This is a genomic window from Xanthomonas hyacinthi (assembly GCF_009769165.1).
GTDB lineage: Bacteria > Pseudomonadota > Gammaproteobacteria > Xanthomonadales > Xanthomonadaceae > Xanthomonas_A > Xanthomonas_A hyacinthi.
Genome location: NZ_CP043476.1, coordinates 2,207,274 through 2,221,620 on the forward strand (window position 1 = coordinate 2,207,274; position 14,347 = coordinate 2,221,620).

Annotated in this window: 11 protein-coding genes and 1 pseudogene; 4 read left to right on the plus strand and 8 right to left on the minus strand. The window is 70.6% G+C overall.

Annotation, left to right across the window (positions count from 1 at the left end; genetic code table 11):
* Nucleotides 1-3: 3 nt before the first annotated feature.
* Entirely contained in the window at nt 4-540 is a 537-nt protein-coding gene (locus FZ025_RS09950) for a pseudouridine synthase (RefSeq protein ID WP_104558854.1), read from the plus strand.
* A 217-nt stretch (nt 541-757) separates the two neighbouring features.
* Here FZ025_RS09950 and FZ025_RS09955 read toward each other — a convergent pair whose 3' ends face one another.
* Both FZ025_RS09955 and hrpB read right to left on the minus strand, forming a co-directional pair.
* A complete protein-coding gene (locus FZ025_RS09955; protein ID WP_104558853.1) occupies nt 758-1,159 on the minus strand; it encodes a hypothetical protein in 402 nt (133 codons plus the stop codon).
* A gap of 115 nt (nt 1,160-1,274) precedes the next feature.
* Nucleotides 1,275-3,890, minus strand: a complete 2,616-nt coding sequence (gene hrpB, locus FZ025_RS09960; RefSeq protein WP_244292502.1) for an ATP-dependent helicase HrpB — start codon at nt 3,888-3,890, stop codon at nt 1,275-1,277.
* Between the two features lie 110 nt (nt 3,891-4,000).
* On the opposite strand from hrpB, the gene FZ025_RS09970 reads away from it, so the two are divergent.
* Nucleotides 4,001-4,792, plus strand: a complete 792-nt coding sequence (locus FZ025_RS09970; RefSeq protein ID WP_104558852.1) for a TatD family hydrolase — start codon at nt 4,001-4,003, stop codon at nt 4,790-4,792.
* Nucleotides 4,793-4,806: 14 nt separating this feature from the next.
* Here FZ025_RS09970 and FZ025_RS09975 read toward each other — a convergent pair.
* Both FZ025_RS09975 and FZ025_RS09980 read right to left on the minus strand, forming a co-directional pair.
* Nucleotides 4,807-5,166, minus strand: a pseudogene (locus FZ025_RS09975) (hypothetical protein); the annotation flags it as partial.
* Between the two features lie 5 nt (nt 5,167-5,171).
* Nucleotides 5,172-5,459, minus strand: coding sequence for a DUF2782 domain-containing protein (locus FZ025_RS09980; protein ID WP_104558851.1), 288 nt, complete (start codon nt 5,457-5,459; stop codon nt 5,172-5,174).
* A 218-nt stretch (nt 5,460-5,677) separates the two neighbouring features.
* On the opposite strand from FZ025_RS09980, the gene polA reads away from it, so the two are divergent.
* A complete protein-coding gene (gene polA, locus FZ025_RS09985) occupies nt 5,678-8,446 on the plus strand; it encodes a DNA polymerase I (RefSeq protein ID WP_104558850.1) in 2,769 nt (922 codons plus the stop codon).
* Between the two features lie 706 nt (nt 8,447-9,152).
* The gene (locus FZ025_RS09990) at nt 9,153-9,632 is read left to right on the plus strand and encodes a DUF421 domain-containing protein (RefSeq protein WP_104558849.1); all 480 of its coding nucleotides are present in this window, start codon (nt 9,153-9,155) and stop codon (nt 9,630-9,632) included.
* Between the two features lie 116 nt (nt 9,633-9,748).
* Here the strand turns inward: FZ025_RS09990 and FZ025_RS09995 are convergent, their stop codons facing one another.
* The 4 genes from FZ025_RS09995 to FZ025_RS10010 form a co-directional block, all read right to left on the minus strand.
* Nucleotides 9,749-10,027: a DUF2164 domain-containing protein gene (locus tag FZ025_RS09995; RefSeq protein WP_104558848.1), complete on the minus strand. Its 279-nt coding sequence runs from the start codon at nt 10,025-10,027 to the stop codon at nt 9,749-9,751.
* Nucleotides 10,024-10,923: an oxygen-dependent coproporphyrinogen oxidase gene (hemF, locus tag FZ025_RS10000; RefSeq protein WP_104558847.1), complete on the minus strand. Its 900-nt coding sequence runs from the start codon at nt 10,921-10,923 to the stop codon at nt 10,024-10,026. Before hemF ends, FZ025_RS09995 begins: the two co-directional genes overlap by 4 nt.
* A gap of 127 nt (nt 10,924-11,050) precedes the next feature.
* The gene (locus FZ025_RS10005; RefSeq protein WP_104558846.1) at nt 11,051-11,614 is read right to left on the minus strand and encodes a hypothetical protein; all 564 of its coding nucleotides are present in this window, start codon (nt 11,612-11,614) and stop codon (nt 11,051-11,053) included.
* 163 nt (nt 11,615-11,777) lie between these two features.
* Nucleotides 11,778-14,156, minus strand: coding sequence for a S9 family peptidase (locus FZ025_RS10010; RefSeq protein ID WP_104558845.1), 2,379 nt, complete (start codon nt 14,154-14,156; stop codon nt 11,778-11,780).
* Nucleotides 14,157-14,347: the final 191 nt, after the last annotated feature.

Genomic DNA, 14,347 nt, shown 5'->3' on the forward strand with positions numbered 1-14,347 from the left:
TCCATGCTGATCGCGTTCAACAAGCCGTTCAATGTGCTGTGCCAGTTCACCGATCGCAGCGAACCGCCGCGGCGCACCCTGGCCGAGTTCGGCCTGCCCGCCGACGTGTACGCGGCGGGGCGGTTGGACTACGACAGCGAGGGCCTGCTGCTGCTCACCGACGACGGCGCGCTGGCGCACCGCTACACCGATCCGCGGCACAAGCAACCGAAAACGTACTGGGTGCAGGTGGAAGGCGTGCCGCAGCCCGAACAGCTGCAGCGCCTGCGCGAGGGCGTGGTGTTGAACGACGGAGCGACCGCGCCGGCGCAGGTCAGCGTGCTGGAGACGGCGCCGGACCTATGGCCGCGCGATCCGCCGGTGCGCTTCCGCAAGACGGTGCCCGATGCCTGGCTGCAGATCGTGCTGCGCGAAGGACGCAACCGCCAGGTGCGGCGCATGACGGCGGCGGTCGGTTTGCCGACCTTGCGCCTGGTGCGGGCGGCGATCGGCACGCACAGCTTGCAGGGGTTGGCGCCTGGCGCGTGGCGGGCGCTGTAACGCCATGTCCAGATACAAGGTTTGGCTTCAGCCGCGACGGGTCTTCCCGTGAAAACTTGTCGCGGCTGAAGCCGCTCTATAGGAAGCAACCCGTAGCGGGCATCACGTGGTCTGCGGACGTTAAACGAAAACAGCGACCGGATGCGTCATCCGGTCGCTGCTTTTTTAGGCGCTGCTGCTGTCGCCGCCGCTGTCGCCAGCACCGATCCTGCCAGCCTTATTCCTCGGTGGCTTCCTGCGCGGCGGCGGCGCGGCGCGAGGTCCGTGCCGCAGAGCGACGCGCGCCGGCGTTGCCGCGCTTGCTGGCGTCGATGCGCTGCGAATCGCCTTCGATCGGCGCGTTCTTGCCGCGCTGGCGCTTGCGGTAGATCGCATAGCCGAGCAGACCGACACCCACCGCGGCCGCCGCGATCGCGATGACCGGATTGCGCCGCACCGCGATACGCGCGACCTTGGTCCCGGTCTTCACCGCGCCCAGCGCCGCACCGGTCTTGAGCGCGCCGATGGCGGCGCCGGACTGCAGCCACTTGTTGGCCTGCGGCCCGATGTGACGGAGGCTGTCGCCAGCATGGCTGGCGAGATCCAGCGCGCGGTCGGTGATGATGGTCAGCTTGCTCATGGGGGCGTCCCTACTGGCAGGAATAAGGGCCGCAGTGTCCCCTGCACACCGTATAGACGGCGTTAGCGCGCCAGCATGGAGTCGTCTGCCGGCTGAATGCGCGGCGGCCGCACGCTCAGGTGCCGCGCGGCTTCGCGCGATGGCTGGCGGCGGCGGTCCACGGATCGTCCGGCCATGGGTGGCGGGGATAGCGGCCCTTCATTTCCTTCTTCACGTCCGGATAGGTGCTGGACCAGAAGTTGCGCAGGTCCTGGGTCACCTGCAGCGGGCGTCCGCCGGGCGAGAGCAGGTGCAGCAGCAGCGGCACGCGGCCGTCGGCGACGCGCGGGGTGTCGGCCAGGCCGAACAGTTCCTGCAGTTTCACCGCCAGCACCGGCGGTTGCGGTTGGCCGGCGTGGTCGAGCGCGTAGTCGATGCGCCGCTCCATGCCCGAGGGCACGGTGATCCGGGTCGGCGCGTGGTGCTCGAGCGCCTGCCGCTGGTCCCACGGCAGCAGCGACTTCAGCGCCTCGCCGAGTTCATCCTCGCCCAGCGCGTCGAGCCGGGTCTTGCCGGCGAAGGCCGGGCGCAGCCAAGCGTCCAGCCCTTCCAGCAGCGCCGCATCGCCGAGATCGGGCAGGGCCAGCTCCGGCATCCACGCGCGCAGGGCGACCGCGCGTGCGCGCCACTGGCTCAGCGGCGCGCTCCACGGCAGCGCCTGCAGGCCGAGTTCGCGCACCGCCTCGGTCAGCGCCGCCGCCGCATGCGCCGGATCGACGCGGCCGGCGGGGCGGCTGTCGAGCACGATGCGGTCGAAGCGGGTTTCGCGCAGCGCACTCAGTGCGCGCCGCTCGGCGTCCCAGCGCACCACGTCCTGCTGCACGAAGCGCTGCGGGAAATCGGCGCGCAGCCGCGCCTCGTCCACCGGTGCGGCGCGCAACAGCAGCGCGTCCTTGGCCTCGTAGCGCAATTCGGTGGCGACCAGCCACGGTTCGCCGCGCAGGTCGCTGTGCTCGAACAGGCGCGCGCTGCGGCCGTTGGCCAGCAGGTAGCGCAGCGGATCGGCCGGATGCCGGGTGGCGATGCGGTCGGGGAAGGCGTGGGCGAGCAGGTCGCCGAGTTCGTGCGCTTCCACGTTGTCCGGCGGCGTGGCGTCGCTGCGCAGGCGCCGCCGCCATTGCCTGGCCGCCGCGTCGATCGCGGCCAGGCCGCCGCGGTTGGCATCGTGCGGGGCGCGGCCGCGGCGCAACGCGGCCAGCGCGCGCCAGCGTGTCGCCAGCGCGTCGCCGCCCTGGCGCAGCGGGTCGCGCGCCTCGACCAGTGCGGCCAGGTCGCAGGCCAGTGCCTGCGCGCGCGCATCCGGCGCGGCCAGCAGCATCGCCGCCAGCCGGGGGTGGGTGCCGAGTGCGAGCATGCGCCGGCCGCTCGCGGTGATCGCATGGTTCTCGCGCAAGGCGCCCAGCCGCTGCAGCAGTTCGCGCGCGGCGGCCAGCGCGCCGGCCGGCGGCGGATCGACGAAGCGCAGCGCGTCGCTGCCCCAGGCCGCCAGTTCCAGCGCCAGGCCGGCCAGTTCCACCTGCAGCATTTCCGCGCGGCGCTGCGCCTCCAGCCGCTGCGACTGCGGCCACAGCCGGTACGCCCAGCCCGAGGCGACGCGGCCGGCGCGGCCGGCGCGCTGGTCGGCCGAGGCCTGGGCGATGGCGGTCACGTCCAATCGCGAGAAACCGCTGTTGGGATCGTAGTGCGGCTCGCGCGCCAGCCCGGCATCGATCACCACGCGCACGCCGGGCAGGGTGACCGAGGATTCGGCCACATTGGTCGCCAGCACCACGCGGCGGCGGCCATGCGGATCGGGCTGCAGCACCTTGGCCTGCTGCTCGACCGGCAACTCGCCATGCAACGGCAAAACGTCGACACCGCCACTCCCTTCTCCCCCCGGGAGAAGGTGGCGCGCAGCGCCGGATGAGGGTACGCCCGAGGCGGTGCCGGATGAGAGGGCGCCAGAAGCGGCCCCTGATGCGGGCATCCCCAAACCCACCCCAGCCCCCTCCAACGCCGCCTGCACCCGCGCGATCTCGCGCTGCCCGGGCAGGAACACCAGCACGTCGCCGGGATGCTGCTGCAGCGCATGTTCGATGGCGCGGCGGGTCTGCGCTTCCAGCGCCTCCTCGCGCCGCGCCGGGAAGTGCGCGATCTCCACCGGATAACTGCGGCCGGCACTCGACAGGCGCGGCGCGTCCAGGAACTGCGCCAGGCGTTCGCCGTCCAGCGTCGCCGACATCACCACGAGGCGCAGGTCCTCGCGCACCTGCGCCTGCACGTCCAGCGCCAGCGCCAGGCCCAGGTCGGCGGCCAGGTGGCGTTCGTGGAATTCGTCGAACAGCAGCGCGCCGACGCCGTCGAGCATCGGGTCGTCCTGGATCATCCGGGTCAGGATGCCTTCGGTGACCACTTCGATGCGGGTGCGCGCGGACACCTTGTTCTCGAAGCGGATGCGGTAGCCCACGGTCTCGCCCGGCGCCTCGCCGCGCTGCCGGGCCATGAACGTGGCGGCGCTGCGCGCGGCGACCCGGCGCGGCTCCAGCATCACGATGCGGCGGCCCTGCAGCCACGGCGCCTCGAGCAGCGCCGGCGGCACCTGGGTGGTCTTGCCGGCGCCGGGCGGGGCTTCCAGTACCAGCCGCGGATGCGCGGCGAGGCTGTCGCGGATCTGCGGCAGCAGCGGATCGATCGGAAAAACGGGAGAGGCCATCGGCCAAGGATACGGATCGGCCGCGCCGCTGTAGAGCGCGTCCATCTCGCCGGTAGCGCCGGCCCCGTACAATCTCCCGCTTTCCTGCCCGGCTTCCTCGGCATCTGCGCATGACTCTGATCGATATCGGCGCCAACCTCACCCACGACTCCTTCGATCGCGACCGCGACGCGGTGCTGCAGCGCGCCCGCGACGCCGGCGTCGCGCAGCTGGTGGTCACCGGCGCCAGCCGCGAGCACTCGCCGCTGGCGCTGCAGCTGGCGCAGCGGCATCCCGGTTTCCTGTACGCCACCGCCGGCGTGCATCCGCACCACGCGCTCGAGTACACCGCCGAATGCGATGCCGAGCTGCGCGCGCTGCATGCGCATGCCGCGGTGGTGGCGGTGGGCGAGTGCGGGCTGGACTACTTCCGCGACCTCGCGCCGCGCCCGGCGCAGCACCGCGCCTTCGAGCGGCAGCTGCAGCTGGCCGCCGACACCGGCAAGCCGCTGTTCCTGCACCAGCGCGACGCGCATGCGGATTTCCTGGCGCTGATGCGCCAGTTCGACGGCAAGCTCGGCCCGGCGGTGGTGCATTGCTTCACCGGCACGCGCGAGGAGTTGTTCGACTATCTGGACCGCGACTGGCACATCGGCATCACCGGCTGGCTGTGCGACGAGCGCCGCGGCGCGCATCTGCGCGAGCTGGTCAAGAACATCCCCGCATCGCGGCTGATGATCGAGACCGACGCGCCGTACCTGCTGCCGCGCACGCTCAAGCCGCTGCCGAAGGACCGGCGCAACGAGCCGGCGTTCCTGGCGCACATCGTCCAGGAGCTGGCGCGCGACCGCGGCGAGGACGTGGCGGCGACCGCGGCGGCGGCGACCGCCACCGCGCGCGGGTTCTTCCGCTTGCCTGGCTGAGCCGGACGGCCGCGCTATTCGATCTGCGCGTCCTCGCGCCTGGCCTCGGCCCTCGCCTCCGGCTCCAGCTCCTCGGCGCTGTGGTTGAGCTTGACGAACACGCCCCAGGCGATCAGCAACAGCGCCGCGCACAGGCCGACCGCGGTGGCGTAGGGCAGCTTGGCCGGATCGTCGTGCATCAGTTCGAAGACCGAGACCAGCGTCTCGATCGCCAGGGCGATGACGATGGCCACGAAGAACCGCCACAGGTAGCGGCGCACCCGCGGCGGCCCGCTGATCTTGACGTCGCGCTGCACCTGTCCCTCGAAGAGGGTCTGGCCAAGCTCCAGCGTCGCCAGCGCCACGGCGAGCAGGCCGATCGCCTCCAGCACCACGGGCCTCACCAGCTATACAGCTTCCAATACACCGGCGACACATTGTCCTTGTTGCCGTCCATGTGGCCGTCGCCGTTCTGGTCGTATAGGTAGTAGGCCGGGGCATTGGCCGGGGTCACCTTGACCATGCGCAGCTGGCCGGACACCCGGTATTCCTCCACGGTGTCGCCGTTGTCCATCGTGCGTTTGCTCACGTCCGCGCCGCGCGCGTCCATCGGCGCGCCGTCCGGGCCAAGGCCGGTCGTGGCGCAGCCCGCCAGCAGCAACAGCGGAACCAGCATCAGGGCTTTCATCGCAGCGTTCTCCACAGCCGAAGTCGTCGCCGCCGATTATGCGCCGCGCCGCCGCATTCGGCGTGCGAAGGGTGGAGCCGCGTGCGCCCAACTCCGCGAGACGCTTCGCGCCTTACCCTCACCCCAACCCCTCTCCCGGGGGGAGAGGGGCTAAGGCGCTCCCCGATCCCGAGTCCCAAGCCCCGAGTCCCGAGCCCCGCCCAGCGTAGAATCGGCCAATGAGCCGATTAGTCCTGATCGACGGGTCCAGTTACCTGTATCGCGCGTTCCACGCGCTCCCGCCGCTGACCAACCCCGCCGGCGAGCCCACCGGCGCGCTGTTCGGCGTGGTCAACATGCTGCGCGCCACCTTGAAGGAGCGCCCGGAGTACGTCGCCTTCGTCGTCGATGCGCCGGGCAAGACCTTCCGCGACGACCTGTACGCGCAGTACAAGGCCAACCGCCCGCCGATGCCCGACGACCTGCGCGCGCAGGTCGAGCCGATGTGCCAGATCGTGCACGCGCTGGGCATCAGCATCCTGCGCGAGGACGGCGTGGAGGCCGACGACGTGATCGGCACGCTGGCCCTGCAGGGCGCCGGCGACGGCCTGCAGGTGACCATCTCCACCGGCGACAAGGACTTCGCCCAGCTGGTGCGCCCCGGCGTGCAGCTGGTCAACACCATGAGCGGCAGCCGCATGGACTCCGACGCGGCGGTGATGGAGAAGTTCGGCGTGTGGCCGGGCCAGATCGTCGATCTGCTGGCGCTGATGGGCGACGCCATCGACAACGTGCCGGGCGTGGACAAGTGCGGCCCCAAGACCGCGGCCAAGTGGCTGGCCGAATACGGCTCGCTGGACGGGGTCATGGCCAACGCCGACGCGATCAAGGGCAAGATCGGCGAAAACCTGCGCGCGGCGCTGGCGCGGCTGCCGCTGAACCGCGAACTGGTCACGATCAAGACCGATGTGGCCCTGCCCGGCGGCCCGCGCACGCTGGCCCTGCGCGAGCAGGACCCGGAGCAACTGCGCGGCCTGTACCAGCGCTACGGCTTCACCCAGGCGCTGCGCGACCTGGACGGCGGCGTGGCCGCCCCGGCCGGCGCCGCCGAGGTCACCCCCAGCCTGCGCGGCACCGCCGCCGGCTATGCTCGCGCCGCCGCGCCCATCGATGAATCGCTGGACCCGGCGCTGGCCGCCAAGGGCGAATACACCGCGATCATGACCCCGGAGCAGTTCGAGGAATTGCTCGCGCGCCTGCGCGCGGCCGACGGCTTCGCCTTCGATACCGAGACCGATGCGCTGGACGCGATGCGCGCCAACCTGGTCGGGCTCAGCTTCGCGATCGAGCCTGGCCGCGCCGACTACCTGCCGCTGGGCCACGACTACCCCGGTGCGCCGGTGCAACTGGACCGGACCCTGGCCCTGGCGGCGCTGAAACCGCTGCTGGAAGACCCGGCCAAGGCCAAGGTCGGCCAGCACGGCAAGTACGACCTGCACGTGCTGCGCCGCCACGGCGTGGACGTGCGCGGCTACGCCGACGACACCATGCTGGAAAGCTTCGTGCTCAATTCCACCGCCAGCCGCCACGACATGGACTCGCTGGCGCGGCGCTACCTGGGCTACGAGACGGTCAAGTACCAGGACGTGGCCGGCAAGGGCGCCAAGCAGATCGCGTTCTCGCAGGTGGCCATCGACGACGCCACCGGCTACGCCGCCGAGGACGCCGACATCACCCTGCGCCTGCACCGCACGCTGTCCGCGCAGCTGGACGCCGTGCCGGCGCTGGCCAGCGTCTACCGCGAGATCGAGATGCCGCTGGTGCCGGTGCTGGCGCGGATCGAGGCCAACGGGGTCAGTGTGGACATGGTCGAACTGCGCAGGCAGAGCCAGGACCTGAGCCAGCGCATGCTGGCCGCGCAGCAGAAGGCCACCGCACTGGCCGGGCGCACCTTCAACCTGGACTCGCCCAAGCAGCTGCAGGCGGTGCTGTTCGACGAGCTGAAGCTGCCGGCGCTGCTGAAGACCCCCAAGGGCCAGCCCAGCACCAACGAAGAGGCGCTGGAGGCGATCGCCGAGCAGCACGAACTGCCGCGGGTGATCCTGGAATACCGGGGCCTGGCCAAGCTGCGCAGCACCTATACCGACAAGTTGCCGGAGATGATCAATCCCGATACCGGCCGCGTGCACACCAGCTACCACCAGGCCGGCGCCGCCACCGGGCGGCTGTCCTCGGCCGATCCGAACCTGCAGAACATCCCGATCCGCACCGACGACGGCCGCCGCATCCGCCGCGCCTTCGTGGCCCCGCCGGGACGCAAGCTGATCGCCTGCGACTACTCGCAGATCGAACTGCGGATCATGGCCCACCTGTCTGAGGACCCGGGCCTGCTGCGCGCCTTCGGCGCCGGCGTGGACGTGCACCGCGCCACCGCCGCCGAGGTGTTCGGGCGCAAGCTCGAGGAGGTGACCGGCAACGAGCGCCGCGCCGCCAAGGCGATCAACTTCGGCCTGATGTACGGCATGAGCGCGTTCGGCCTGGCCCGCAACCTGGGCATCGGCCGCGGCGAGGCGCAGGACTACGTGGCGCTGTACTTCAGCCGCTACCCGGCGGTGCGCGACTTCATGGAGCGCATGCGCGAGCAGGCGCGCACCCAGGGCTACGTGGAGACCCTGTTCGGCCGCCGCCTGTACCTGAACGACATCAACGCCAAGCAGCAGGGCCTGCGCGCCGGCGCCGAGCGCGCCGCGATCAACGCGCCGATGCAGGGCACCGCCGCGGACATCATCAAGCGCGCCATGGTGACCGTGGACGCCTGGCTGGAGAACCACCGCGAACGCGCGCTGATGATCCTGCAGGTGCACGACGAACTGGTGTTCGAGGCCGATGCCGACTTCGTCGACATCCTGCTGCCCGAGGTGACCCGGCGGATGGCCGGCGCCGCCGCGCTGAAGGTGCCGCTGGTGGTGGACAGCGGCGTCGGCGACAACTGGGACGAGGCGCACTAGCCTTTTCTCGGGACTCGGGACTCGGGACTCGGGACTCGGGATCGGTCAGGGCCGGTGCGGTGGACAGCGGCGCGTGCGCCCCGCCCAGCGGGCCGGGCGCCTGGGCCAACGACCACGGCGGACGGCGCGCCGGCGATGGCCGCAATACGCCTGAATGCCGTCTTCGGCACCGCGTACGCGTCTGGCGGAAGGATGCAGGGGCGGAAGCGGAAGCGGCGACCGTGCCTGGGCTGCTCCCCGTCATCGCTGGAATGCGCAGCCGGACGCATCGATGCTGGAGCATTGACGCACCAAATGGCGCACAGCGCACGCTTTCGGGATCCAGTCCGCATCGCAAACGATCGGCCGTAGCGCTCTTGCGCACGGATCCACCCTATAAAGAGCAGTCGTTTCTGGAACCCTGCGTTGCGTGGGATTTCGCGAATGAATCGGTCCTTAATTCGATGAATTTTTAACTAAAATCTTCACGAACTAGCAAGGTGCAAAGTGTTTTTATGTCCCTCGACAGGCGCAATACCTGTCGCGGATCTCCTCCCATCCCCTGGAGCAGATCTAGGAACGGCGACTCCTCCCCAAGTCTCCGTTCCCTGGCCCCGCCGACCTCCCCCTGGTCCGCGGGGCTTTTTTATTGGGCCCGAGAAAATCCAGTGCGCGGCCATCGCCGTCGGCGTAAGGTCGCAGCTCCACCCACCCTGCGAGCCGTGCGATGCCCGATCTTTTCCGTCTGTCGATGCCGTGGTGGGAATTCATTTTCCGTGCGGTGGTGGTGTACGTGGCGGTGCTGGCGATGGTGCGGGTGTCGGGCAAGCGCGCGATGGGCCAATTGACACCGTTCGACATGCTGCTGATCGTGCTGCTCGGCAATGCGGTGCAGAACGCCCTGCTCGGCGAGGACACCTCGCTCGGCGGCGGCCTGTTGCTGGCGGCCACGCTGATCGCGCTGAACTTCGGCGTCGGCCTGATCACCTCGCGCAGCGAGCGCGCCGAGCGCTTGATCGAAGGCGAACCGGTGGTGCTGGCGCGCGACGGCCACGTGTTCCGCCAGGTGCTGCGCCGCGAACTGGTCAGCAACGCCGACTTCGAGTCGGCGATGCGCCAGCAAGGCTGCCCGCGGCTGGACGAGATCAAGCTGGCGATGCTGGAGACCAACGGCCACATCACCATCCTCACCAGCAAGCACGATTGAGCGGTGGGGAGGGGGGTGCGCGGCGGTGTGCGCCGGCAACCGCGGGCGGCCGCAGCGCTGGTGCGGGGCAGCGTGTTGCATCTGTGGGAGCGGCATCGGCGCAACTTGCGGTGCGGCTAGCGGCCCGGCTCGGGCGGCTGTTCGAGCTGGTAGAGCGCGTCGTCCAGCGCCTCCAGCTGGGCGGCGAGCTGCGCGCGCGCATCCTGCACGCCGCGGTTGTAGAACTGCGCGCCGACCCGATCGGCGACGAAATCGAGCAGGAATTCGGCCTCGAAGCCGCCGATCTGCTGCTGCAGTTCGGCATGCAGATGGCGCTGCAACTGCTCGGCGATGCGTGCCTTGTCCTCGCGCGCCAGCACGCGCGATGGCAGCGGCGCGCGGCGTGGCGCGTTCATGCCAGCCAATCGCGCGGCACCAGGTACTCGGCCAGGCGCGCTTCGGCGCTGCCGGGTTCGGGCTGGAAGCCGTATTCCCAGCGCACCCGCGGCGGCAGGCTCATCAGGATGCTCTCGCTGCGGCCGCCGCTCTGCAGGCCGAACAGGGTGCCGCGGTCGTAGACCAGGTTGAACTCCACGTAGCGCCCGCGCCGGTACAGCTGGAACTCGCGTTCGCGCTCGCCCCACGGCAGCGCGCGGCGGCGCTCGACGATCGGCAGGTAGGCATCCAGGAACCCGTCGCCGACCGCGCGCTGGTAGGCGAAGTCGCGCTCGAAGTCGGCGTGCAGGTCGTCGAAGAACAGCCCGCCCACGCCGCGGGTCTCGTTGCGGTGCTTGAGGAAGAAGTACTCGTCGCACCAGCGCTTGTGTGCCGCATAGCGGTCCGCGCCGAACGGCGCGCACAGCGCCTGCGCGGTGCGGTGCCAGTGGCGCACGTCCTCGTCGAACGGGTAGTACGGGGTCAGGTCGAAGCCGCCGCCGAACCACCAGGCCACGGTCTGGCCGTCGCGCTCGGCGCGGAAGAAGCGCACGTTGGTGTGGGTGGTGGGCAGGTAGGGGCTGTGCGGGTGGAACACCAGCGACACGCCGGTGGCGCGCCACGCCGCGCCGGCCAGTTCCGGGCGGTTGGCGCTGGCCGAAGGCGGCAGGCGCGTGCCGGACACGTCGGAGAAGCCGATCCCGGCCTGCTCGAACACCGCGCCGTCGCGCAGGATGCGGGTGCGCCCGCCACCGCCTTCGGCCCGCTGCCACAGGTCCTCGGCGAAGCGGGCGCGGCCGTCGGCGGCCTCGATGGCGGCGCAGATGCGGTCCTGCAGCCCGGTCAGGTAGTCGCGTACTCGGTCGAACTCGGTCATGGCGGTATGGCATTGCTAAAACGCGGGGGAGGGTGCGCCAGGCGCCGACGATGGTCGACAGGGTGGGGCGCATGGCCATTATGGCGCGGCCGCTATGCCGCGGGTGCCGTGCGGTGCGCGCGGCGGTTCAGGTGCGGAATTCGGCGCGGATCGTGGGTCGGTACAACTGGTAGACGATCCAGCCGTGCAGCGCGGCGAACACCAGCGCGGTCGCCGTGGCGGTGGCGATGCCGACCATGCGCCCGGTCTGCAGCTGGCCAAGCAGCTGCGCGCCGTCGGCGCTATGCCGCATCGCCTCGGGCAGCATCTGCTGCATCGCGCCGAAGAATTGCCACAGCAGCGGCAGGCTGGCGAAGTTGGCCAGGGCGGTGCCGACCAGAAAGGCCACGAAGCTCAGCCGCGCCCATTCGCGCCGTCGCAGCAGTCCCCAGGCGGCGGCGCTGAACAGCAGCGCCAGCAAGGCCGACAGCAGCGACAGGGCGAGCAGATGGTCCAGGCACCATTGCAGCAGCGCCGGCAGCGTGATGCCGATGCGCAGTACCACCCCTTGGAGCGCGTCATCGGGCAGCAGCGCCAGCAGCGCCAGCTGGCCCAGCGCGGACAGCAGCCAGACCACGCCGACCACCAGCGAGATCTTCGCCATCGTGTCGATCATCGGGTTGCGCGCGGCAGGCAGGGGCGGGGGCGGCATCGGCGGTCTTTCGGTGGCGCAGCGCAGCGGGAGCGCCGCGAAGCGTTCGGCAAGGATAGGGCGCGTTGCTGCCGGTGCAAGCGGGCTGCCGGTCGCTGGCAGGTCCCGTCGGTTACCGGGAAGCCAGCGCTTCGTTCGTCGCGACTGCTTGCCGCAGGCAGGCCTACTTCAGCTGCTGCTCGAACAGCTTCAGCACCCGCTTGTACTCGTCCAGCCACGAATCGGCGCGGGTGAAGCTGTGCCGTTCCAGCGGGTACGGGGCGATCTCCCAGTTGTCCTTGTGCAGCTCGATCAGCTTCTGACTCATGCTGACCGAATCGCGGAAGAACACGTTGTCGTCGATCATGCCGTGGGCGATCAGCAGGTGGTCGCGCAGGCCGGCGGCGTATTCGATCGGCGAGGAGGCGCGGTAGGCCTGCGGGTCCAGCTCCGGGGTGTTGAGGATGTTGGCGGTGTACTCGTGGTTGTACTGGGTCCAGTCGCCGACCGGGCGCAGCGCGGCGCCGGCCTTGAACGTGCCCGGGCTGCGGAACAGCGCCATGTAGGTCATGAAGCCGCCGTAGGAGCCGCCGTAGATGCCGGCGCGGTCGCGGTCGCCCTGCTTGTCGGCGACCAGCCAGTCGAGACCGTCCAGGTAATCGTCCAGCTCCGGGTGGCCCATGTTGCGGTAGATCGCGGTGCGCCAGTCGCGGCCGTAGCCGGCGCTGGCGCGGTAGTCCAGATCGAGCACCACGTAGCCCTGCTGCACCAGCAGGTTGTGGAACATCTGCTCGCGGAAGTACGGGGTGTAGCGCGCCGACACGTTCTGCAGGTAGCCGGCGCCGTGCACGAACATCACGATCGGATAGCGCTTGCCGGGCTCGGGATGCTGCGGGCCGTAGTACTTGCCCCAGACCACGCCAGCGCCGTGCCTGGACGGCACCTGCACATACTGCGGCTGGATCCAGTCGCGCGCCTTGAACGCGGCGCTGCGCGTGTCGGTGAGGGTGCGCGCGCTGCCGCCGGCCACCGGCAGCACCGCCAGCTGCGGCGGCAGGTAGCTGCCCGAATAGCGCACCAGCAACTGCTGGCCGTCCGGCGACAACGCGAAATCTTCCACGCCGTCGAGCGCGGTCAGCTCGCTGACGCGGTCGTCGCGCAGGTCGAGCCTGCACACCTCGTAGTCGCCCGGCCACTTGCGGTTGCACAGGAACAGAAAGCCCTGGCCGTCGGCAGTGGCGACCGGCGCGGAGACTTCCCATTTGCCCGAGGTGCGCTGCCGCGGCGTGTCGCTGCCGCGCTGGGTGTACAGGTGCGCATAGCCGGACTGTTCGGACAGCAGCCACAGCGTCTGGTTGTCGGGCAGCCAGCCGAAGTCGTTGAAGTTCCAGCCGATCCAGGCCGCATCGGTGAGGCGGTGGCGGTTGCGCAGCGTGGCCTTGTCCAGGTCGACGCTGGCGATCCAGCGGTCCTTGTTGTCGACCGCGCGCAGCATCACCGCGGCATTGCGGCCGTCGGCGCTCCAGTGCAGCGCCGGACCGGCGCCGTCGCCGTCGGTCTCCACGCGGATCGCGCGCGGTCCCTTCAGCGGTTCCTGCTTGGCCGCCTTGCGCAGCGCCGCCAGCGGATCGGCGTCGATGCCGGGCAGGCCGGCCACGTCGAGCTTGCGCGCGCTGCCGGCGACCACGTCCACCAGCCACAGGGTCTGCGCCAGCGGCGGGTTGCGGCCGACGCGGGTGCGCGCTTCCTGGAATTCCTCGTAGCCCGATTCGGTCACGTACTTGGGCATCTTGCCGTCGCGGCCTTCGTCGCCGCCCTTGGCGTGGGTGACCACCAGCAGGTGGCGGCCGTTCGGCGACAGCGCGCTGTCGTCGATGGCCACGTCCTCGCCCAGATACACCGGCGCCGGCGCGCGGCTACCGTCGGCGCGGCGCCAGGCCTGCTCCTGCTGCCGCGCCAGCTCGCGCTGCGCGCGATCGCGGGCCAGGGTCTCCAGGGTGCGCAGCTGCTGTTCGCGCAGCGCATCGGGCTTGGGCGCGGCGTCGGGATCGCGCTCGGCCTTGAGCACCGCAGCCTGCAGCGTGCCGCCGCCGGCGCTCCAGCGGTACCAGTCGTTGCCGACCCGCCACAGCGCGCCGCCGTCGGTGCTGAACTGCGGGCGCGCCGCGGCCTCGTTGCTGCGGGTCAGCTGGGTCAGCGCGCCGCTGCGCAGGTCGCGCAGGAACACGTCGCCGTTGCGCACGAACAGCATGCGCTGGCGGGACGCGTCGTAGACCGGATCGGCCGCATCCAGCGCGCTGCGCTGGGTGTCCTCCACGCGTTGCGCGGCGGCGCCGTCGACGCCCTGGCGGTAGCTATCGCGCACCGGGCTGCCGGCGCGCTTGAGCTGGTACTGCACCTGGCGCCCGTCCCAGGCCCACCAGGCGGCCTCGACCGGCGGCCCGATCCAGTCCGGATCGGCCATCGCCTGCTCGATCGTCAACGGGGCGGCGTCCTGCGCGGCGGCCCGTGGCGCCAGGCAGGACAGGGACAGCAACACAACGCACAAGGGGATGCGACGCATCTGGATTCCGGACGAACGGGAAGCGGCGAGGGTAGCAGGGGGGCTGGGAATCGGGAATGGGGAATGGGGAATGGCAAAGGCGCTTTGCCCGCGCTTCGTCTTGCACGCGCAATCAAAGCAACACGAAACCGCTCTTGCCATTCCCCATTCCCCATTCCCGATTCCCAGCCCCCCTGCGACAAGACGTCACA

Coding starts and splice junctions, on each gene's coding strand:
- FZ025_RS09950 (WP_104558854.1), top strand. CDS start 4: ATGCTGATCGCGTTCAACAAGCCGTTCAATGTGCTGTGCCAGTTCACC.
- FZ025_RS09955 (WP_104558853.1), bottom strand. CDS start 1,159: ATGAGCAAGCTGACCATCATCACCGACCGCGCGCTGGATCTCGCCAGC.
- hrpB (WP_244292502.1), bottom strand. CDS start 3,890: ATGGCCTCTCCCGTTTTTCCGATCGATCCGCTGCTGCCGCAGATCCGC.
- FZ025_RS09970 (WP_104558852.1), top strand. CDS start 4,001: ATGACTCTGATCGATATCGGCGCCAACCTCACCCACGACTCCTTCGAT.
- FZ025_RS09980 (WP_104558851.1), bottom strand. CDS start 5,459: ATGAAAGCCCTGATGCTGGTTCCGCTGTTGCTGCTGGCGGGCTGCGCC.
- polA (WP_104558850.1), top strand. CDS start 5,678: ATGAGCCGATTAGTCCTGATCGACGGGTCCAGTTACCTGTATCGCGCG.
- FZ025_RS09990 (WP_104558849.1), top strand. CDS start 9,153: ATGCCCGATCTTTTCCGTCTGTCGATGCCGTGGTGGGAATTCATTTTC.
- FZ025_RS09995 (WP_104558848.1), bottom strand. CDS start 10,027: ATGAACGCGCCACGCCGCGCGCCGCTGCCATCGCGCGTGCTGGCGCGC.
- hemF (WP_104558847.1), bottom strand. CDS start 10,923: ATGACCGAGTTCGACCGAGTACGCGACTACCTGACCGGGCTGCAGGAC.
- FZ025_RS10005 (WP_104558846.1), bottom strand. CDS start 11,614: ATGCCGCCCCCGCCCCTGCCTGCCGCGCGCAACCCGATGATCGACACG.
- FZ025_RS10010 (WP_104558845.1), bottom strand. CDS start 14,156: ATGCGTCGCATCCCCTTGTGCGTTGTGTTGCTGTCCCTGTCCTGCCTG.